We start from the raw sequence: 19981 nt of genomic DNA on the forward strand, positions 1-19981 counted from the left end.
CGAATCGGCTTGGATGCGCATACATAGGGAACAAGCGCACGAATACATCTCAACTCGGTGCGCCGCGGGCGAGCTTAGTCCGACCGGATCATCGCCGTGTCATATTCAGCAAGCACCTGAAATGGGGCGCGAACAAGGAGTACCCTCGGCTCCATTTACACGTAGAGGTTCCGTTCGCACACGGTGTGTCACGGCGTACGGGCATACGAAAACCACTCACCGTGACGGGTGAAGGTCAGGTGCCGGCGATCCTCAGCGCCGCGTCCGCGGTGGCTTCCGCAAACACCGCCACCGGGCGGTCGGGGTCCGAGCGGTGGACGAGGATGACCCCCTCGATCAGCCCGAACAACAGATCCGTACGGAGATCGAGCTCGCTCTTGGCGAGCGCGCCACCGGCACCGGTCGCGGCGAGCAACTGCCGGTAGGCGTCCTTGAGTTCGGCGCGCACGGCATGGAAGCCGGCGAACCGCTCGGCGCGCACCTCGGGCAGCAGATAGAGGCCGCCCAGGTTGTACGGGCCGCCGCACAGGAGCTCCACGTCCGCACGGCACAGCTCCCACAGCCGGTCCTCGGCCGCGGTCGCGTCGTCGGCGAGGAGCTCGCGGGCGTACCCGAGCGACGGGGTGACCGTGGACTCCAGGAGCCGGGCGAGCAGCTCCTCCTTGCCGGAGACGTAGTGGTACATGGACGCCTGGCGCATGCCCGCGCGTTCGGCGACGGCCCGGGTGGTGGTGGCCGCGTAGCCCCGGGTGGTGAACAACTCGGCGGCGGCGGCGAGCAGTTCGTCACGCGGCTCGAGCCCGCTGTCCGGCCGCTGCGCGGCACGCGGCCTGCCGACCCGCCGTCCACCCGTCGTTCCCATACGCCGATCCTCGCACAGGGCACCATCCGGTGATCTTCGGCAGCGCCCGGCCGGCACGGGTGAGGGCTCGGTAACCACTCCGCAACTCCCGGGCAACGCCCGCGACCCACCCCGCTCCTAATTTCTGTCGCACGACAGAAATAGCACCGGAGCCGGAGGTCCCGCGATGGCGACATCGACCACTTACGGAGCCCGCGATCACGCCCGCGCCCAGGAGGGCGCCCACGCCGAGGCCATGCCCGTCGTACCGGCGGCGGACTGGCCGCGACCGCCCCGTGAGGCCGGACCCCTGGTCTGGGCCGAGACGGTGGCGGGCGGCAACTACACACACCGCGTACTCGCCCGCGGCACCGAGCTGCGCCTGACCGACCTGCACGGCGACGCCTGCGCGCATCTGCTGCTGTACGCGGCGGACCGGCCCTGGGAGCGGCTGAACGTGGCCGACACGGTGAAGGTGCAGTGGAACGCCTATCTGGGTGAGGGCGTACTGCTCCTGTCCGACCAGGGCCGGGTCCTCGCCTCGCTGGTGACCGACACCTCCGGCCACCACGACGCCCTGTGCGGCACCTCCACCCTCGTACGGAACGCCGAGCGGTACGGCGACGGCACCCCGCAGTCAGGCTCCCCCGCCGGACGGGAGCTGTTCAAGCTGGCGGCCGCGAAGAACGGACTCGCCCCGCGCGATCTGCCGCCGTCGCTCTCCTTCTTCCAGGGCGTGGAGGTCCGCGAGGACGGCGCCCTCGACTTCACCGGATCGGCGGGTCCGGGCGCGAGCGTGACGCTGCGAGCCGAGCAGGACGTCACCGTGCTCCTCGCCAACGTGCCGCACCCCGCCGACCCGCGCCCCGACTACGTCAGCACCCCGCTGGAGGTGCTCGCCTGGCGGGCCGCCGCGACCGAGCCCGGCGCCCCGCTGTGGGACGCCACCCCCGAGGGCCGCCGCGCCTTCCTCAACACCGCCGAATTCCTTGCCGCGAGGGGGCTCGCATGACCACGACCGTCGTTCCCGCCCGTGCCGCCTGGTCCTCCGTCGTCCGCACCGGGGAGACCCTCACCGTCACCGATCTGCACGGCAACCAGGCCGTCGACTTCCTCGTCTACGACGCCCACGACACCTCCGTCCGCTACAGCGCGCCCGACACGATCCACGCCCAGGGCAACGTCTTCCTGACCACGGGCACCGTGCTGATGTCGAACGAGCACACCCCGCTGATGACCGTGGTCGACGACGAGGTGGGCCGCCACGACACGGTCGGCGGCGCCTGCTCCAAGGAGTCCAACACCCTCCGGTACGGCCACCACACCTGGTCGCAGCACGCGTGCGTGGACAACTTCCTCGCGGAGGGCGCCCGTCATGGCCTGGGCAAGCGCGACCTGGTCTCCAACATCAACTGGTACATGAACGTGCCGGTCGACAAGGACGGCACCCTCGGCATCGTCGACGGAATCTCGGCACCCGGCCTGAAGCTGACCCTGCGCGCCGAGTGCGACGTCCTGGTGCTCGTCTCCAACTGCCCGCAGATCAACAACCCTTGCAACGGCTTCGAGCCGACCGCGGTGGAGATGACGATCGGGGCCACCGGATGACCTTCGACACCCTCCTCGTCGCCAACCGGGGCGAGATCGCCGTACGGATCATCCGCACCGCCCGCGAACTCGGCCTGCGCACGGTCGCCGTGTACTCCGACCCGGACCGCTCGGCCCCTCATGTCCGGCTCGCGGACGAGGCCGTCCGACTGGGACCCGCACCCGCCAAGGAGTCGTACCTCGACGCGGATCTGGTGCTGAAGGCGGCCAAGGACACCGGGGCGGGAGCCATCCACCCCGGATACGGCTTCCTGTCCGAGGACGCCGCCTTCGCACGGCGCTGCGAAGAGGCCGGGATCGTGTTCGTGGGCCCGACGCCGGAGCAGCTGGAGCTCTTCGGAGCCAAGCACACGGCACGGGCGGCGGCCGAGACGGCGGGGGTACCGCTGGCGCCGGGGACAGGACTGCTGGCCTCGCTCGCTGAGGCCCTCGCGCAGGCCGAGGTCATCGGCTATCCCGTCATGCTCAAGGCGACCGGCGGTGGCGGCGGTATCGGCATGTCGGCATGCCGCTCCAGCGATGAGCTCGCGGACGCCTGGGAGCGGGTGCAGCGTGTCGCCGCCGCCTCCTTCTCCTCCGCGGGTGTCTTCCTGGAACGCCTGGTCGAACACGCCCGCCATGTCGAGGTGCAGGTCTTCGGCGACGGAGAGGGCCGAGTCGTCACGTTCGGCGACCGCGACTGCTCTCTCCAGCGCCGCAACCAGAAGGTGCTGGAGGAGGCCCCGGCGCCGGGACTGCCGGAACACTCGCGCGAGCGGCTCGCCCGTTCAGCGCGCGACCTGTGCGCCTCGGTCGGCTACCGCTCCGCCGGAACCGTCGAGTTCGTCTACGACGCCGCCCGCGAGGAGGCGTACTTCCTGGAGGTCAACACCCGCCTCCAGGTGGAACACCCGGTCACCGAGGAGATCTACGGCGTCGACCTGGTCGCCTGGATGCTGCGACTGGCCCGCGGCGAGCGGGACGTCGTGCGCGACCCGGACGGCCCGCGCGGTCACGCCGTCGAGGCCCGGATCTACGCCGAGGACCCGTCCCGCGAACACCGGCCCAGCGCGGGCCTGTTGACGCGGGTCGAGTTCCCGCCGGGCGTGCGCGTCGACGGCTGGGTGGAGACCGGTACCGAGGTGACGACGTCGTACGACCCGATGCTCGCGAAGGTGATCGCGTACGGCTCGGACCGGGCCCATGCGCTCCAGAGGCTCGACGAGGCGCTGACCCGCACCCGCGTCGACGGCATCGAGACGAACCTGGGCCTGCTCAGGGCGGCGCTCGCGGACTCCCGTTTCGCCGGGGCGACCCACTCGACGGCGACCCTGGCCGGGGTGCGCGACCGTACTCCCCGGATCGAGGTCGTCTCCGCCGGCACCCTCACCACCGTGCAGGACTGGCCGGGCCGTACCGGCTACTGGCAGGTCGGGGTGCCCCCGTGCGGCCCGATGGACGACCTGTCCTTCCGGCTCGGCAACCAGGCGCTCGGCAACCACGAGGGCGCGGCGGGGCTCGAATGCACCCTCCAGGGCCCGTCGTTGAGGTTCAGCCACGCCACCACCGTGTGTGTGACGGGAGCACCCGCCCCGGTGACCGTGGACGGCTCCGCGGTCGCCCAGTGGGAGCCGGTGACCGTGCCCGCGGGGGCCGTGCTGGAGGTCGGGGCGCCTCTGGAACACGGCCTGCGGACCTATGTGCTGTTCGCCCGAGGGCTCGACGTACCCGCGTTCCTGGGCAGCGCGAGCACCTTCACGCTGGGCCGCTTCGGCGGGCACGGCGGGCGCGCCCTGCGGACGGGGGACGTCCTGCACGGGGGAGGCCGCGTCGAGGGCAGGCCGGTCGACGACCCGCCCCTGTTCACCCGGACCTGGCACATCGGCACCGCCGAAGGCCCTCATGCGGCACCGGAGTTCTTCACCGAGGACGACATCCACGACTTCTACGCCGCCGACTGGAAGGTCCACTTCAACTCGGCCCGCACCGGAGTCCGCCTCATCGGTCCGAAGCCGCGCTGGGCGCGCACCGACGGCGGTGAGGCGGGCCTGCATCCGTCCAACATCCACGACACCCCCTACTCCGTCGGCGCCGTCGACTACACCGGCGACATGCCGGTGCTGCTGGGCCCGGACGGCCCTTCACTCGGTGGTTTCGTGTGCCCGGCGACCGTGCTCAGCGGCGAGCGCTGGAAGCTGGGCCAGCTGCGGCCCGGCGACACCGTGCGGTTCCTCCCGGTGGGCGTCGACGGAGAGCCCCGGCCGGCCATCGTCGACGGCGGCGTCCTCGCCCGCGACGGCGATGTGACCTACCGCCGCAGCGGCGACGACAACCTGCTCGTCGAGTTCGGCCCGATGCAGCTCGACCTGGCGCTGCGCATGCGCGTCCACGCGCTGATGGAGGCGGTGGCCGACGCCTGTCCGGACGGGGTCACCGACCTCACACCCGGCATCCGCTCCCTCCAGATCCAGACGGACCCACGGCGGCTCCCGCAACACGAACTCCTTGCCGCGGTACGGGAGATCACCGGGTCCCTCCCCCCGAGCGACGAGCTCGTCGTGCCCTCCCGGACCGTCCATCTCCCGCTGTCCTGGGACGACCCGGCGACCCGTGAGGCGATCGCCCGCTACATGGCGGGGGTACGGGACGACGCGCCCTGGTGCCCGTGGAACATCGAGTTCATCCGCAGGGTCAACGGCCTGGACTCGGTGAACGACGTCTACGACACGGTCTTCGACGCGGAGTACCTCGTACTGGGCCTGGGCGACGTCTACCTGGGCGCGCCCGTGGCCACGCCCCTCGACCCACGGCACCGTCTGGTGACCACCAAGTACAACCCGGCCCGTACCTGGACCGCGGAGAACTCCGTCGGTATCGGCGGCGCCTACCTGTGCGTCTACGGCATGGAGGGACCCGGCGGCTACCAGTTCGTGGGCCGTACGACCCAGGTGTGGTCGGGGTGGCAGCAGCGCGGCGCGTTCGAGCCGGGCTCGCCCTGGCTGCTCAGGTTCTTCGACCGGATCAAGTGGTATCCGGTCGACGCCGACGAACTCCTGGAACTGCGGGCCGACATCACGTCCGGGCGGTTCGTGCCACGGATCGAGGAGGGAACGTTCTCCCTCTCCGCGTACCAGACGTTCCTCGCCGAGAACGCCGAGTCCATAGCGGAGTTCAGGGCCCGCCAGCAGGAGGCCTTCGCGGCGGAGCGCGACGCCTGGGAGGCGGCGGGCGAGTTCGCCCGAGCGGACGCGGTGAGCGCCCCGGCCCCTCCCGCGGCATCCGTCGAGATCCCCACGGGCGGCCGGGTCGTCGAAGCAGAGTTCACGGCCTCCGTCTGGCAGTTGAACGTCGAGCCGGGCGACGAGGTCACCGTCGGCCAGCCACTGCTCGCGCTGGAGGCGATGAAGATGGAGTCCAGGGTGCACGCGCCGATGGACGGAGTGGTGACGGAGATCCTGGCGAGGCCGGGCGACCAGGTGGAGGCGGGGACGGCGCTGGTCGTGCTCGCTCCCGTGAACTGAAAGAGGAGAACACATGCTGTCCAGAGTCCGAGCCGCCTACGCACGCATCGAGGCGGTGGCCCGCCCCGAGATCTGGATCGACCTGCGCCCGCAGGACGAGGTCGAGGCGGAGGCGCGCGCCCTGGCCGCACGCGTGGCCGCCGGTGAGCACCTCCCCCTCGCCGGTCGCCTCCTCGCCGCCAAGGGCAACATCGATGTCGCGGGGCTGCCCACGACCGCGGGCTGTCCGGCGTACGCCTATCACCCCGAGGCCGACGCACCGGTGGTAGCCCGGCTGAGGGCGGCGGGCGCGATCGTGCTCGGCACCACGAACCTGGACCAGTTCGCGACCGGCCTGGTCGGCACCCGCTCCCCCCACGGCGCGGTACGCAACGCCCACGACCCGGCACGCATCAGCGGCGGTTCCAGCTCCGGTTCAGCCGTCGCGGTGGCCCTCGGCATCGTCGACCTGGCCCTCGGCACCGACACCGCGGGCTCGGGCCGGGTGCCGGCCGCCTTCAACGGCATCGTCGGCCTCAAGCCCACCCGGGGCCTGGTCCCGACGACCGGCGTCGTCCCGGCCTGCGCGTCCATCGACTGCGTGACGGTCTTCGCCCGCACCCTCCCGGAAGCCGAACAGGCACTGTCCTTCATGGCGTCCCCAGCGGACCGCGACCTCCCCCCGCTCCCCCAGCGAAAGCCGGGACCGTGGCGCGTCGCGGTCCCGTCGCGCGACCAGCTCGGCGAGCTGGACGAGGGCTGGGCCGAGGCCTACGAGGCGGCGGTGGAGCAGCTCATCACCGCCGGCGCGTCGATCCACCCCATCGACCTCGCCCCTTTCACCGAAGCCGCCGCGATGCTCTACGAGGGCGCCTTCGTCGCCGAGCGCTACACCGCAGTGGGGAGCTTTGTCGACAAGTTGGCCTCAGAGGGTGGCGTCGGCCTGGACCCCACCGTCGCCGGCATCATCACCCGCGCCCGCGACATCCCCGCCCACCAGCTCTACACCGACCAGGACCGACTCGCGGCCCTGAGGGCCCGGGCCGAGGCAGAACTCGCCGACACGGACGCCCTGTTGCTGCCCACCGCACCGGGCCACCCCACCCTCGCCGAGGTCGCCGCCGACCCACTGGGCGCCAACGCCCGCCTCGGCCGCTTCACCAACTCCACCAACCTCTTCGACCTGGCGGCGGTGGCCGTCCCCGCGGGCGAGGTCACCGGCCTCCCCTTCGGCGTGATGCTGATCGGCCCGGCGTTCACGGACGAACGACTGACCCGAATCGCCGCGCTGCTCCAGCCCGAGACACGGCTGGCCGTGGTAGGCGCCCACCTCTCGGGCCAGCCACTGAACCCCCAACTCCTGGCCCTGGGCGCCCGCCTGGACCGCACGACCACGACGGCCCCCGTCTACCGGCTGCACGCACTGCGCACGACCCCACCGAAGCCGGGCCTGGTCCATGTCGGCGAGGGCGGGGCCGCGGTCGAGGCAGAGGTGTGGCACCTACCGGCAGAGGGCCTGGGGCGCCTGCTGTCCGCACTCCCCCGCCCGATGACCCTGGGCAGCGTAGAGCTGGCGGACGGCAGCCGGGTCCCCGGCTTCCTGTGCGAGCCAAGCGCTCTAAAGAACACCGAGGACATCACACACCACGGAGGCTGGCGCTCATATCTGAACGCCGGGTAGAACAGCCCACCTAGGGGCGCGGGGAACTGCGCGACCAGCCACAGCCCACCCGCACCCGCCAACGCACCCGTCACCCCACAGACGAGTAGGCGACAACCCCCCGCAGCAACTCATCCACAGCCTTACGCGCGTTCTTCGCGACCGTAGACCCCTGCCCACCAGAAACGGGCGCGGCCGCGGAGATCTGCCCCAACACATCGATCACCTGCTTGCACCACCGCACGAAGTCCCCCGCCGGCATCTCCGCCTCACGCAGCACCTCATCGAGCCCCTTCCCGGAAGCCCACATGTACGCGGCCCAGGCGAACCCGAGATCCGGCTCCCGCTGCCCCACACCCTCGGTCTGCGTGATCCGGAAGTCCTCCTCCAGCGCGTCGAGCCGCCCCCAGATCCGCACCATCTCCCCGAGCGCGGCCTTCGCCTTGCCCGACGGCAGCTTGGGCGCCATCGCATCGTCACCGACCCGCGCCTCGTACACCAACGCGGAGACGCACGCCGCGAGTTCAGCAGGAGAGAGCCCCTCCCACACCCCGGCCCGCAGACACTCACTGGCCAGCAGATCGAGCTCACCGTAGAGCCGCGCCAGCCGCTTCCCGTGCTCGGTGACCTCGTCGCCCCGCAGATAGTCCAGCTCGGTCAGCAGCGCGACGATCCGGTCGAAGGTCCGCGCGATGGTGTTGGTACGGCCCTCGATACGCCGCTCCAGCTGCGAGGTGTCCCGCAGCAGCCGGTGGTACCGCTCGGCCCACCGCGCATGGTCCTCACGCTCGTCGCACCCATGGCACGCATGGGCCCGAATGGCCGTCCGCAACCGCGCGATCTCGCGGTCGTCCGCGGCCTGCGACCGCTTCTTGCGAGCCCGCTCCGGCGGAATGTGCCCCGCCTTGGTACGCAGTGCGGAGGCGAGGTCCCGGCGCGACTGCGGTGAGCGCGGGTTGAAGGACTTCGGGATCCGCATCCGATCCAACGGCTCGACCGGCACCGGGAAGTCCATCGAGGCAAGCCGCTTGACCTGCCGCTCGGCGGTCAGCACCAGCGGGCGCGGCCCGTCGTGGTGCTCGAACCCGCGATGCCCGTTGGACCGCCCGGCGGGCAGCCCCGGGTCCAGCACCAGTGCCAGCCCGGCGTACTTGCCCGTCGGCACATGGATGACGTCACCCGGCTTGAGCTTCTCCAGCGCGACGGCCGCCTCGGCCCGCCGCTCGCTGACGCCCTGCCGGGCCAGCTCGGTCTCGCGGTCCTTCAGCTCGCGCCGCAGTCGCGCGTACTCCTCGAAGTCGCCGAGGTGGCAGGTCATGGACTCCTTGTAGCCCTCGAGCCCCTCCTCGTTGCGCTGCACCTGGCGCGAGATCCCCACGACCGACTTGTCGGCCTGGAACTGCGCGAAGGACGTCTCGAGGAGCTCACGCGACCGGTGCCGCCCGAACTGCTCGACGAGGTTGACCGCCATGTTGTACGACGGCTTGAAGCTGGACCGCAGCGGATACGTACGCGTGCCCGCGAGCCCCGCCAGATGCTCAGGACTGCTCCCACGCTGCCACAGCACGACCGCGTGGCCCTCGACGTCGATACCGCGCCGCCCGGCACGCCCGGTCAACTGCGTGTACTCGCCCGGCGTGATGTCCGCGTGCTGCTCGCCGTTCCACTTGACGAGCTTCTCCAACACCACCGAGCGCGCGGGCATGTTGATGCCCAGCGCGAGCGTCTCGGTCGCGAACACGGCCTTCACCAGGCCCCGCACGAACAGTTCCTCGACGACCTCCTTGAAGGTCGGCAGCATGCCCGCGTGATGGGCCGCGATGCCGCGCTCCAGGCCCTCCAGCCACTCGTAGTAACCCAGGACGTGCAGATCCTCGGTCGGAATGGCGGCGGTGCGCTCCTCGACGAGAGCGCGCACCCGGCCCCGCGCCTCGTCGTCGTTGAGCCGCAGACCGGCGTACAGACACTGCTGTACGGCGGCCTCACAGGCGGCCCGGCTGAAGATGAAGGTGATCGCCGGCAGCAGCCCTTCGGAGTCGAGCCGCTCGATGACCTCGGGCCGCCCCGGGGTCCACACCCGCGACCGCTGTCTGCGCTCCCGCTCCCGGTCGGCCTCACGCATCGCACGGCCGCGTCTGCGGTCCTGGTAGGACGGGCGCTGCGCCTCCATCCGGGCCAGCCGTGCGAGGTCGGGGTTGACGGCCTTCCTCTGGCCCTCGCCCTCCTCGAACAGGTCGTACATCCGCCGCCCGGCGAGCACGTGCTGGAACAGCGGCACGGGCCGGTGCTCGGAGACGATCACCTCGGTGTCGCCCCGGACGGTGTCGAGCCAGTCGCCGAACTCCTCGGCGTTGGACACGGTCGCCGAGAGGGAGACCAGGGTGACCGACTCCGGGAGGTGGATGATCACCTCCTCCCAGACGGCACCGCGGAAGCGGTCGGAGAGGTAGTGCACCTCGTCCATGACCACGTACCCGAGGCCGAGCAGGGTCTGCGAACCCGCGTACAGCATGTTGCGCAGCACCTCGGTGGTCATCACGACCACCGGGGCGTCGGAGTTGACGCTGTTGTCGCCGGTGAGCAGACCGACCTTGTCGGCGCCGTAACGACGCGACAGGTCGGCGTACTTCTGGTTCGACAGCGCCTTGATGGGCGTCGTGTAGAAGCACTTCTTGCCTTGTTGCAGGGCGAGGTGGACGGCGAACTCGCCCACGATCGTCTTGCCCGAGCCGGTGGGGGCGGCCACCAGCACGCCCTTCCCCGTCTCGAGCGCCTGACAGGCCTCGATCTGGAAGGGGTCGAGGCCGAAGTCGTACATCTCGCGGAAGTCGGCGAGCGCGGTGGCCTGCTCGGCAGCGCGCACGCGCGCGGCCGCGTACCGCTCGGCCGGTGAGAGGTCCTCTGTCATCGTGCTTTCGAGCGTACCGGGCCCCACTGACAACAGGACGATCATTATCCGGATCCCGTCTTGTCAAACCCCGGGTCCGTGCACTTCAGAGCCCCGCGACGCGCACCGCTCCCGGAATGCAACGCGCGGTCAGCGGCAGCGGCCCGAGCGGCTCCCCATCGGCGTACCCCGTGATCCCGACAGCGCTGATCTCGATCTTCGCGGCCCGGTGCACGGTGACCTCGGCATGGTCGACATGCGTGCCCCGGTACACACTCGGGAACACCTTGAGCAGCGTGGCCCGGCTGCAGTCCCCGACGACGGTGATGTCGAACAGTCCGTCGGTGAGGTCGGCGCCGGGACAGATCCGCATGCCCCCGCCGTACGACGATCCGTTGCCGACCGCGACGAGGGTCGCCTCGATCTCCCGGACCTCGCCGTCGTCCAGCCTGATCCGGTACGGGAAGGGCTTGAAGGCGGCCAGTTCGGCGATCATCGCGAGGTCGTACTTGAAGCGGCCCGTCGGCCATCGCATGCGGTTGCCGCGGTCGTTGACGCGGGAGTCGAAGCCGGAGGCGAGGACGGTGCCGAACCAGCGGCCGTCGGCCTGGCCCAGGTCGATGTCACGCAGGTCGCCGCCCTTGAGCGCCTCGGCGATCCGTCGGCCCGCGGCGGCCGGGTCCCGCACGGGCAGGCCCAGGGCGCGGGCGAGGTCGTTGCCGGTGCCGACGGCGACCAGGCCGAGCGGGGTGCGGGTGCCGGCGACGGCCTGGAGGGCCAGGTTGGCCATGCCGTCGCCCCCGACGGCGACCAGGGCACCGGTGCCGCCCGCGACGGCGGCACGCGCGCGCGTGAGGGCGTCCTCGGCGTTCTCCCCGAGGACCGTACGCACGGAGAAACCGGCCGCCCGCAAAGCGGAAGCGGCCGGCTGCGCCGCGTGGGCGCCCCGGCCGCGACCCGCGGTGGGGTTGACGAAGAGGGTGATCTCGCTGGTCACGTCACTGACCCTACGAGCGGCTGGTCGATCTTCAGGTCACGTCGTCATAACCGTTGACCCGGTCCGTTCCCGACGCCTGCTCGGGCACTGCCCGGCTGGCGGAGACCGTCTCGATCCCGCCGATGTCCTCGGGAGTGAGGTCCAGGTCGGAGGCCTCGTCATCGGCGGGGCCCTCGGCATCGCGGCGGCGCCGACGCTTGTCGTTGACCAGGGAGAACAGCGTCGCGCCGAAGTACAGCACCCAGATCGGGCCGGCCAGCGCCAGCATGCTCAGCGGGTCGGTGCTCGGTGTCGCGACGGCGGCGAACACGGTGATACCCATGATCATCCCGCGCCACCAGCCGAGCATGCGCTTGCCGGTGATCATCCCGGTGAGGTTCAGGAAGATCAGCAGCAGGGGCAGCTCGAAGGAGAGGCCGAAGACGATCACCATGCGCGTGACGAGCTGGAGCAGATCGTCGAGCGGGAGCTGGTTGTCGATGCTGCCGCTCGGCGTGAAGTCGATCAGCACCTTCGCGGTGGTGGGGAGCACCGAGTACGCGAAGTAGGCGCCGAGGAAGAACAGCGGGGCACCGGTGAAGACGAAGGCGTAGGCGTACTTCTTCTCGTGCCGGTGCAGACCCGGGGCGACGAACGCCCAGAGCTGGTACAGCCAGATCGGCGAGGCGACCACGATACCGGCCATCAACGAGACCTGGAGAGCCAGGTTGAAGGGCGCGAGCAGACCATTGATGGTGATCCGGGCGCACTTCTCGACGGTCTGCTGGTCGGAGGAGGCCGACCTGGCGAGTTCCGCGAAGCTCTGCTCGCAGCCGATCGAGTCCAGGATCGGCTTCGTCAGGAAGTTGATGATGTCGTTGTAGAAGAAGGCGGCGACGATCGTCACGAGGACGATGGCCAGCAGTGCCTTCGCGAGCCGGTTGCGGAGCTCACGAAGGTGATCCGCAAGGGGCATCCGCCCCTCGGGATCCTTCTCCTCATTGCGGGCAGACTTCAGCAACCCACGTTCCCATCTCGTGCAGCGGGCCGGAGGTCACCGGCCCTGCGTCAGCGCTTGGTCGTGTCCGTCGGCTCGGTGACCGGGCGGGAGCTGGTCACATCGCCGGGGGCGGCCTGGATGGTGCGCTGGGACTGGGGCTGCTGGTCGTCCTGGGGCGGGGCGGACGCGGCGGTCGCGTTGTCCTGGCCCTCGGACTTCATCGCCTTCGCCTCGCTCTTGAGGATGCGGGCGGACTTGCCGAGCGAGCGCGCCATGTCGGGAAGCTTCTTCGCGCCGAACAGCAGGATGATGACGACGAGGATGAGAATGATCTCGGGGGCGCCGAGCCTTCCGAACATAAGTCTTTACCTTCTCACCGAGGCGGCTGGGGTGGGGTGCTGCGCTGTCCGACCGGTCGGACAGGTGTCCGAACGATCGTGTTGTCAGCGATCGTAACGCTCAGGGGTGAACGTGAGGCAATCCCCGTGCGTACTCCCGGACCGCGACCCGGGCCTCGTTCTCCGGTCCGCGACCAGCAGCGTACCTGCCCGGCCCCCCGGGGTGACAGGGCGAAGTGACCCAAAACGCTTCCGGCGCAGGACTCACATCCCGTGCACAGCAGGACTCACAGCGCATCCACGGAGCGGGCGGTGCTCATCGCGGCCCGCTCCAGGTCCTCCGCGGCCCTGCCGATGCGCTGCGCCGAGTCCGCGACCTGCCGGCCCAGCCGCTGCGCCTCCAGGAACACCCGCACGGCGAGCACTCCGAGCACGACGAGACCCAGGAAACCCACAGCGATCGCGAACATCGGCCAGAACATGGTGCCGAGCCTAGAGGGTGGAGTGGAGCCGCAAGGTGCTGACCCCACCCCCGGTCAGCAGCTCGACGATCCGCTCCCCCGCGGGCTTGCGGACGGAGGCGGCGCAGTCGGGGCAGGTGAAGGAGTAGAAGGTGGTCTTGCTGGTGGCGCCGACGACCAGCCGCAGGGCCCCGGCGGCGAGCTCGAACCGGCCGCGGCAGTCCGGGCAGCCCGCCCGGAACACCATCGGGGAGACGCTCCGCATTCCCGAGAACGCGGACGCCACCGACATCTCCTGCACACCAGACATCGCCGACTCGCTCAAAGCTCCTGCTCCTGCCTGTCGTACTGACCGTCGTCGTTCGTGTGAGTTCGGTGTGAACCCTGCGTCTCGACCCCGTCGTACGCCGCCAGCGCCTCACGGGCCGCCTGCCGGGCGCTGTCGGCGAGCTCGGGCGGCGAGACGATACGGCCGTCGCGGCCGAGCCGCAGCGCCAGGCGTCGCAGGGACGTCGGGTCGGGGGTGCGGAGGGTAATACGCAGCCCGCCGTCGGCAAGCTCATCCGCACTGTCGTGCGGGTAGTACTCGGCGACCCAGCGCCCGCCCGGGCTCACCTCGACGACGACCTCCGGGTCCTCGGCGGCCGGCTGCACCAGCGCCTCCGAGAGGTCCCGCAGCTCTATCTCGGGCGGCGCGGACGGCTCGTCGAGGATCTTGATCTCGGCGACCCGGTCGAGCCGGAAGGTGCGGCGCGCCTCGGAGCGGCGGCACCAGGCCTCGACGTAGGTGTGACCGACGCTGACCAGGCGGATCGGGTCGATCTCGCGCTCGGTGACCTCGTCGCGGGCGGGTGAGTAGTAGCGGATCCACAGCCGGCGCCGCTCGGAGATCGCGCGGTCGACGTCGGCGAAGACCCCGCCCTCGGACTCGAAGGTCACCGACAGCCGGGAGCTGGCCCCCGCCTGCTCCCCCGCCGCGGTCTCCACCTTCGCCGTGGCCCGCAGCAGCGCCTGCCGGTCGCCCTCGCGCAGACCGGGCAGGGTCGAGACGGCCCGGGCGGCGACGAGCAGCGCGGTGGCCTCGTCGGCGGCGAGCCGCAGCGGCTCGGCGACGTCATCGGGGTTGTGCCACCAGATGCGCTCGCCGTCGGTGTCGATGTCGAGGAGGTCGCCGCCGCGGAAGCTGGTGCCGCACATGGGCAGCACGTCGAGGTCGGAGACGAGCTCGTCCTCGGTGATACCGAAGGCACGGGCGACGTCCTCGACACGGGCGCCGGGCCGCTCCTTCAGATAGGTCACCAGGGAGAGCATCCGCCGGGTCTGGTCGATGGCGTTGACGGGCCTGACCGGTTTGCCTGCCACTGTGTTGCTCGCTCCCCCTCAGCCCTTGGCCACGGCACGCAGCCGGTCCACCACATCGGCCCGCAGTTCGGCGGGTTCCAGGACGACCACGTCCGGTCCGAACTCCACCAGCCAGGCGTCCAGTCCATGGCCGTACGGAATCTCCAACTCGTCCCACCCGTCGCCCAGTTCCCGCACCGCGGTGGCCTTCGCCCGCAGCGGGTAGCCGGCGCCCGTGCGCAGCCGGATCAGCGCGCTGCGGTCGGCGCTCTCCCCCGCCCAGCTCGCGACGGTCTCGCGGACGGTCACCACGTCGGGCACCTCGGCGGTGAAACGGGCGCCGCGCGAACGCACCTTGGCCGTGATCCGGGACAGCCTGAAGACCCGCTCGGCGCCCCGGTCGCGGTCCCAGCCCGCCAGATACCAGTGGCCGCGCCAGCACTCCAGCGCCCACGGCTCGACATGCCGGGTCTCGGGGTGCGCTGCGGTGGCCTTGCGGTACTCGAAGACGACCGGACGGCGGTCGCGGCAGGCCAGCATCAGCGGCTCGAACGCGGCCTCGTGCACGGGGATCCGCGGCTCGAGGGCGCCATGCGCCTCGTACGGGTCGAAGTCCTCGGGCAGCCCGGCCGCGCGCAGCTTCTGCAGGGCGCCACTGGCCGCGCCCGCGAGCCGCGCCTGCTGCCACACCTTGGCGGCGAGACCGAGGGCGGCGGCCTCCTCGGCGTCGAGGGTCACGGGTGGCAGCCGGTTGCTGTCGCGGCGGGCGAGGTAACCGACCTCGCCGTCGAGGTTCTCCACGGTCTCGATGACGAGCCCGAGTTCGCGCAGATCGTCCTTGTCGCGCTCGAACATCCGGTTGAAGCTGTCGTCCGAGTTCGCTTCCAGATAGGCCTCGATGGACTGGCGCAGCTCACGCTTGCTCAGCGGCCTGCGCGTCCCCAGCAGGCACAGCGCCAGGTTCATCAGCCGCTCGGCCTTGGCAATGGCCATCGACGCCCTTCGCCTCCCTATGGTGCTTACGGACGATGACCGTACCGCCCCGCGGTGGCGCGGCAAAAGCCGAGGGCCCATGCCCGGACAGGCATGGACCCCAGGTGATCAACAACGATCGTACGACGATCAGACGCCGAGCAGGTCGACGACGAAGATCAGCGTCTCACCGGGCTTGATGGCCGGAGTCGGGCTCTGGTTGCCGTAGGCGAGGCGCGCGGGGATGGTCAGCTGACGACGGCCGCCGACCTTCATGCCCTGCACACCCTGGTCCCAGCCCTTGATGACACGGCCGCCACCGAGCGGGAACTTGAACGGCGTACCGCGGTTCCAGCTGGCGTCGAACTCCTCGCCGGTGCTGAAGGCGACACCCACGTAGTGCACGGTCACGTTCTGACCGGACTTCGCGACCTCGCCGTCGCCCTCCCAGATGTCCTTGATCTCGAGGTCCGCCGGGGCTTCGCCCTCAGGGAAGTCGATCTCGGGCTTCTCGATGCTCACGTCTCTAGCTCCTGCTTGTCTTCGGAAAGGCAACGCACACAGTTTTACACCCCGAGGGGGTCAGAGCTTCGCCAGGATGTCGACCGTGAAGACCAGCGTCGAGTCCTTCTCGATGCCGCTGCCGCTCGGCGGGTTGTCGCCGTAGCCCAGGGCCGGCGGGATGACGATGAGGACGCGGCTGCCGACCTTCTTGCCGGTCAGACCCTGCTTCCAGCCCTTGACGACCCCGTCCAGCGAGAACGACGTCAGGGTCTTCCTGGCGTACGTCGAGTCGAACTCCTTGCCGGAGTCCCACAGCACGCCCTTGTACTGCACGAGCAGGCTGCTGTCGGCGGCCGCCTCCTCGCCGTCGCCCTCGATGACGTAGGTCGACACGAGCTTGGTCGGCGCGTCCTTCTTGGGGATCTCGACGGAGGGCGCCTTGCCGTCGGTGTTCGTCCCCACCTTGGGCAGATCCACGTTGTCCTGCGCCACGTTGGTGCCCTTGGCGGAGCTCGTGACCGGGTACACGCCCTTCATGTCCACCACGAACACCAGCGTGTCGGTGCCCTTGATGCCACCCTCCGCGTAGCCCTCCTTGCCATAGCCCCAGGTGGGCGGGACGGAGAACTCGACGCGGCTGCCGACCTTCCTGCCCGTGAGGGCGTACCGCCAGCCGTCGATGACACTGGCCTGCGCGAGCTGGATGGCGAGCGCGGCGCCTCGGTCGAAGGAGTTGTCGAAGACCTTGGCCGTGTCCCAGATCTGGCCGAGGTAGTTCGCCACGAGGAAGTCGCCCTCCGCGGCCGTCCGGCCGTTGCCCGCGATGACCGTCTTCACCGCGAGCTGATCGGACGGGTCACCGCTGCCCTTGGCGACGGTGGGCTTCTCACCGAACTTCGCGCCCGCGGTGATCGCCGGCAGCGGACCGTCCACGATCTTCGGGGCCGGCGCGCCGGACGTGGCCGAGGCGGAGGGCGACGCGCTGTCGCTGCTCTCCGCCGAACTTGCCCCGTCGTCGTCGCTGCACGCGGCGAGCGTGGCCATTCCTGCGGGTACGGCAATCAGTAGTGAGCGTCGGCGCACGGTAAGAGCCTCGTAATCGGTCGATCTTGTGGATGGCGTGCGCGCAACTCTACGGCGTGAGAAGGGCGCCGTACGGATAACGTACGGCGCCCGTGTGGCGTTCCGGAAGGCGATCCGGAACGCATTGCTCACATACCGGCGATCAGCTTCTCCACCCGATCGTCGACCGAACGGAACGGGTCCTTGCACAACACCGTGCGCTGGGCCTGGTCGTTGAGCTTGAGATGGACCCAGTCGACGGTGAAGTCCCGGCGCTGTTCCTGAGCCCGGCGGATGAAGTCACCGCGAAGACGGGCCCGAGTGGTCTGCGGGGGCACCGACTTGCCCTCGAAGATCTTCAAGTCATTGCAGATACGGGCGGCTTGCCCCTTCCTCTCCAGAAGGTAGTAGAGACCACGACGACGGTGAATGTCGTGATACGCGAGGTCTATCTGCGCGACCCGCGGGTGGGACATGGTCATGTTGTGCTTGGCCCGGTACCGCTCGATGAGCTTGTACTTCATGACCCAGTCGATCTCGGTGCCGATCCGGTCGAGGTCCTCGGCCTCGATCGAGTCGAGCACCCGGCCCCACAGTTCCAGGACCTGCTCGACCGTTCCGGTGCGGATGCCGCGGCGCTCCACGAAGTCCACGGCCTTCTCGTAGTACTCGCGCTGCACCTCCAGCGCGGAGGCCTCCCGGCCACTGGCCAGACGCACCTTGCGCCGGCCGGTGATGTCATGGCTGACCTCGCGGATCGCCCGGATCGGGTTCTCCAGCGTCAGGTCGCGCATCACGGTGCCCGCCTCGATCATGCGCAGCACGAGGTCGGTCGCGCCGACCTTGAGGAGCATGGTCGTCTCGGACATGTTCGAGTCGCCCACGATCACATGCAGGCGGCGGTAGCGCTCGGCGTCGGCGTGCGGTTCGTCGCGTGTGTTGATGATCGGCCGGGAACGCGTCGTCGCCGAGGAGACGCCCTCCCAGATGTGTTCGGCCCGCTGGCTGACGCAGTACACGGCACCACGCGGGGTCTGCAGAACCTTGCCCGCGCCACAGAGCAGCTGGCGGGTGACAAGGAAGGGAATGAGGATGTCCGCGAGCCGGGAGAACTCCCCGTGGCGGGCGACGAGATAGTTCTCGTGGCACCCGTAGGAGTTGCCCGCCGAGTCGGTGTTGTTCTTGAAGAGGTAGACGTCGCCCGCGATTCCTTCCTCGTGCAGGCGTCGTTCGGCGTCCACCAGGAGTCCTTCGAGAATGCGCTCGCCTGCTTTGTCGTGCGTGACCAGTTCCGTCACGTTGTCACATTCGGGAGTCGCGTATTCCGGATGTGACCCGACATCGAGATAGAGGCGGGCGCCGTTTCGCAGAAAGACATTGCTGCTGCGGCCCCATGACACGACACGGCGGAAGAGGTACCGCGCCACCTCGTCGGGAGACAGGCGTCGCTGTCCCCTGAACGTACACGTGACGCCGTACTCGTTCTCCAGCCCGAAAATGCGGCGGTCCATGACTGAACATTACGCCCGATCCCCTGTGCTGAAACGGGGTTCGACGGCACGGTTTGGATCATTTTCCGATGAAGCCGCAACCACCCCCCGCCCACCGGGAGCTGCGAGGACCCGTCCGGTGGCCAGCAGAACAAGCAGGGAGACACCCCCCGCGACACCCGGTACGGCGAACCCCCACACGGCCCCTCCGGCCTCTACGACCGGCCCCGCGACGCCCGTTCCGACCGAGGCACCCACGGTGAACGTCGTCACAAGCCAGGAGAAAGCCTCGGTGACCGTGCCCCGCGGCGCGTGCTGGTCGACCAGCACGAAGGCGCAGGCGATGGCGGGCGCGAGGAACACCCCGGCGACCACGGTGAGCAGCACCATGGCGACCGCGCCGGGCATCAGCAGCAGCGGCAGGTAACACACCGCCAGCAGGGCCACCAGCACCCGCAGTCGACGCGCCGGCTCGCCGGTCCACTGCCGCGCGCCGTACACGGTGCCGCCGATGAGGGCGCCCAGACCGATCGCCGCCATCAGCCAGCCGTACACCACGTCGCCGCCGTGGTCGTCGGCGTACGGCACCGAGGCGACCGTGATGGACCCCAGCGCGATGCCGACGAACAGGAACGCACCCAGCAGCGCCAGCAGTCCGGGCGAGCGCAACGCGCCGAGCCAGTGCGCCTCGCGCGGTGCCGAGCGCCACGCGCGCGACGGCCGCGAGACGACCACGGAGAGCGCGCCCAGCACCCCGATGACGTTCAGTACCAGCAGGGCGGCCCGGGCCGACCACAGCGACGTGCACACCGTCACCAGCAACGGCCCGAGGGTGAACATGACTTCCTGCGCCACGGCGTCCATCGCGTACGCCGTGTGCACCTGGCCCTCCTTGCGCAGAACGCTCGGCCACAGCGCCCGCAGTCCGCCCTCCAACGGCGGGGTGAAGAGCCCGGCGACAGCCACGGCGACATAGGCGGCCGCGAGCGTGTCGGGGCCGGTGAAGGCGAAGGCGGCCATCGCGAGGGCGGAGGCGATCGCCGCGGGCAGCTGGACGCGGGGCTGGCCGTGCAGATCCACCAGCCGGCCCAGCACGGGCTGACCGACGGCGTTGGCGACACCGTAGACCGCCGCGAGCGCTCCGGCGAGGCTGTACGAGCCGCCCTCCGCGCGCACGAACAGCACGATCGCGATGGCGGCGGTCGCGTTCGGCAGCCGGCCCACGAGGGTGCCGACCAGCAACCGCGTGGCGTGCCTCGCTCTGAGGATCTCCAGGTATCCCGCGGCCATGTCCCGCCCTTCCCGTGCCGTGACGTGCGCCGGTGACGCATGAGGTTTTACGTATAACGTCCTCCGTCATAC

At 70.2% G+C, this 19981-nt stretch carries 17 protein-coding genes; 4 read left to right on the plus strand and 13 right to left on the minus strand.

Annotated features, from left to right (window positions below):
- Nucleotides 1–235: 235 nt before the first annotated feature.
- On the minus strand, nt 236–862 hold the full coding sequence (locus tag ACWD3I_RS36430; protein ID WP_267018014.1) for a TetR/AcrR family transcriptional regulator: 627 nt from the start codon (nt 860–862) through the stop codon (nt 236–238).
- A gap of 166 nt (nt 863–1028) precedes the next feature.
- Here ACWD3I_RS36430 and ACWD3I_RS36435 point away from each other — a divergent pair, with 166 nt between their 5' ends.
- The 4 genes from ACWD3I_RS36435 to atzF are packed head-to-tail and all read left to right on the plus strand — an operon-like array spanning nt 1029 to nt 7609.
- Entirely contained in the window at nt 1029–1853 is an 825-nt protein-coding gene (locus ACWD3I_RS36435; RefSeq protein WP_365395639.1) for an urea amidolyase associated protein UAAP1, read from the plus strand.
- Complete coding sequence (locus tag ACWD3I_RS36440; protein ID WP_365395641.1) at nt 1850–2449, plus strand: urea amidolyase associated protein UAAP2; 600 nt, start codon at nt 1850–1852, stop codon at nt 2447–2449. The genes ACWD3I_RS36435 and ACWD3I_RS36440 overlap by 4 nt, the downstream gene beginning before the upstream one ends.
- Nucleotides 2446–5949, plus strand: coding sequence for a 5-oxoprolinase/urea amidolyase family protein (locus tag ACWD3I_RS36445; protein ID WP_365395644.1), 3504 nt, complete (start codon nt 2446–2448; stop codon nt 5947–5949). The genes ACWD3I_RS36440 and ACWD3I_RS36445 overlap by 4 nt, the downstream gene beginning before the upstream one ends.
- Before the next feature lie 13 nt (nt 5950–5962).
- Nucleotides 5963–7609, plus strand: a complete 1647-nt coding sequence (gene atzF / locus ACWD3I_RS36450; RefSeq protein ID WP_365395647.1) for an allophanate hydrolase — start codon at nt 5963–5965, stop codon at nt 7607–7609.
- 70 nt (nt 7610–7679) lie between these two features.
- Here atzF and ACWD3I_RS36455 read toward each other — a convergent pair whose 3' ends face one another.
- The 12 genes from ACWD3I_RS36455 to ACWD3I_RS36510 form a co-directional block, all read right to left on the minus strand.
- Nucleotides 7680–10541 (minus strand): DEAD/DEAH box helicase, encoded by a 2862-nt coding sequence (locus ACWD3I_RS36455; RefSeq protein WP_365395649.1) that lies wholly within the window; start codon nt 10539–10541, stop codon nt 7680–7682.
- A gap of 40 nt (nt 10542–10581) precedes the next feature.
- The gene (locus ACWD3I_RS36460) at nt 10582–11472 is read right to left on the minus strand and encodes a diacylglycerol kinase (protein ID WP_365395652.1); all 891 of its coding nucleotides are present in this window, start codon (nt 11470–11472) and stop codon (nt 10582–10584) included.
- 31 nt (nt 11473–11503) lie between these two features.
- Nucleotides 11504–12472, minus strand: coding sequence for a twin-arginine translocase subunit TatC (gene tatC, locus ACWD3I_RS36465; protein ID WP_365395655.1), 969 nt, complete (start codon nt 12470–12472; stop codon nt 11504–11506).
- 47 nt (nt 12473–12519) lie between these two features.
- Entirely contained in the window at nt 12520–12810 is a 291-nt protein-coding gene (tatA, locus tag ACWD3I_RS36470; RefSeq protein WP_266894732.1) for a Sec-independent protein translocase subunit TatA, read from the minus strand.
- Between the two features lie 266 nt (nt 12811–13076).
- A complete protein-coding gene (locus ACWD3I_RS36475) occupies nt 13077–13271 on the minus strand; it encodes a hypothetical protein (RefSeq protein ID WP_365395658.1) in 195 nt (64 codons plus the stop codon).
- Between the two features lie 10 nt (nt 13272–13281).
- Entirely contained in the window at nt 13282–13575 is a 294-nt protein-coding gene (locus ACWD3I_RS36480; protein ID WP_365395661.1) for a hypothetical protein, read from the minus strand.
- Complete coding sequence (locus ACWD3I_RS36485) at nt 13572–14612, minus strand: helix-turn-helix transcriptional regulator (protein ID WP_046261824.1); 1041 nt, start codon at nt 14610–14612, stop codon at nt 13572–13574. Before ACWD3I_RS36485 ends, ACWD3I_RS36480 begins: the two co-directional genes overlap by 4 nt.
- Before the next feature lie 18 nt (nt 14613–14630).
- Nucleotides 14631–15584, minus strand: a complete 954-nt coding sequence (locus ACWD3I_RS36490) for a helix-turn-helix transcriptional regulator (protein WP_365395664.1) — start codon at nt 15582–15584, stop codon at nt 14631–14633.
- Nucleotides 15585–15713: 129 nt separating this feature from the next.
- Nucleotides 15714–16085, minus strand: a complete 372-nt coding sequence (locus ACWD3I_RS36495; RefSeq protein WP_365395666.1) for an FKBP-type peptidyl-prolyl cis-trans isomerase — start codon at nt 16083–16085, stop codon at nt 15714–15716.
- A gap of 60 nt (nt 16086–16145) precedes the next feature.
- The gene (locus ACWD3I_RS36500; RefSeq protein WP_365395669.1) at nt 16146–17150 is read right to left on the minus strand and encodes an FKBP-type peptidyl-prolyl cis-trans isomerase; all 1005 of its coding nucleotides are present in this window, start codon (nt 17148–17150) and stop codon (nt 16146–16148) included.
- A gap of 128 nt (nt 17151–17278) precedes the next feature.
- Nucleotides 17279–18640, minus strand: coding sequence for a Pup--protein ligase (gene pafA / locus ACWD3I_RS36505; protein ID WP_046261820.1), 1362 nt, complete (start codon nt 18638–18640; stop codon nt 17279–17281).
- Nucleotides 18641–18649: 9 nt separating this feature from the next.
- A complete protein-coding gene (locus ACWD3I_RS36510) occupies nt 18650–19909 on the minus strand; it encodes an MFS transporter (RefSeq protein WP_365395672.1) in 1260 nt (419 codons plus the stop codon).
- Between the last annotated feature and the right edge of the window lie 72 nt (nt 19910–19981).

The organism is Streptomyces sp. NPDC002817 (genome assembly GCF_053592055.1).

Coding starts and splice junctions, on each gene's coding strand:
- ACWD3I_RS36430 (WP_267018014.1), bottom strand. CDS start 862: ATGGGAACGACGGGTGGACGGCGGGTCGGCAGGCCGCGTGCCGCGCAG.
- ACWD3I_RS36435 (WP_365395639.1), top strand. CDS start 1,029: ATGGCGACATCGACCACTTACGGAGCCCGCGATCACGCCCGCGCCCAG.
- ACWD3I_RS36440 (WP_365395641.1), top strand. CDS start 1,850: ATGACCACGACCGTCGTTCCCGCCCGTGCCGCCTGGTCCTCCGTCGTC.
- ACWD3I_RS36445 (WP_365395644.1), top strand. CDS start 2,446: ATGACCTTCGACACCCTCCTCGTCGCCAACCGGGGCGAGATCGCCGTA.
- atzF (WP_365395647.1), top strand. CDS start 5,963: ATGCTGTCCAGAGTCCGAGCCGCCTACGCACGCATCGAGGCGGTGGCC.
- ACWD3I_RS36455 (WP_365395649.1), bottom strand. CDS start 10,541: ATGATCGTCCTGTTGTCAGTGGGGCCCGGTACGCTCGAAAGCACGATG.
- tatA (WP_266894732.1), bottom strand. CDS start 12,810: ATGTTCGGAAGGCTCGGCGCCCCCGAGATCATTCTCATCCTCGTCGTC.
- ACWD3I_RS36475 (WP_365395658.1), bottom strand. CDS start 13,271: ATGTTCTGGCCGATGTTCGCGATCGCTGTGGGTTTCCTGGGTCTCGTC.
- ACWD3I_RS36490 (WP_365395664.1), bottom strand. CDS start 15,584: ATGGCCATTGCCAAGGCCGAGCGGCTGATGAACCTGGCGCTGTGCCTG.
- pafA (WP_046261820.1), bottom strand. CDS start 18,640: ATGGACCGCCGCATTTTCGGGCTGGAGAACGAGTACGGCGTCACGTGT.
- ACWD3I_RS36510 (WP_365395672.1), bottom strand. CDS start 19,909: ATGGCCGCGGGATACCTGGAGATCCTCAGAGCGAGGCACGCCACGCGG.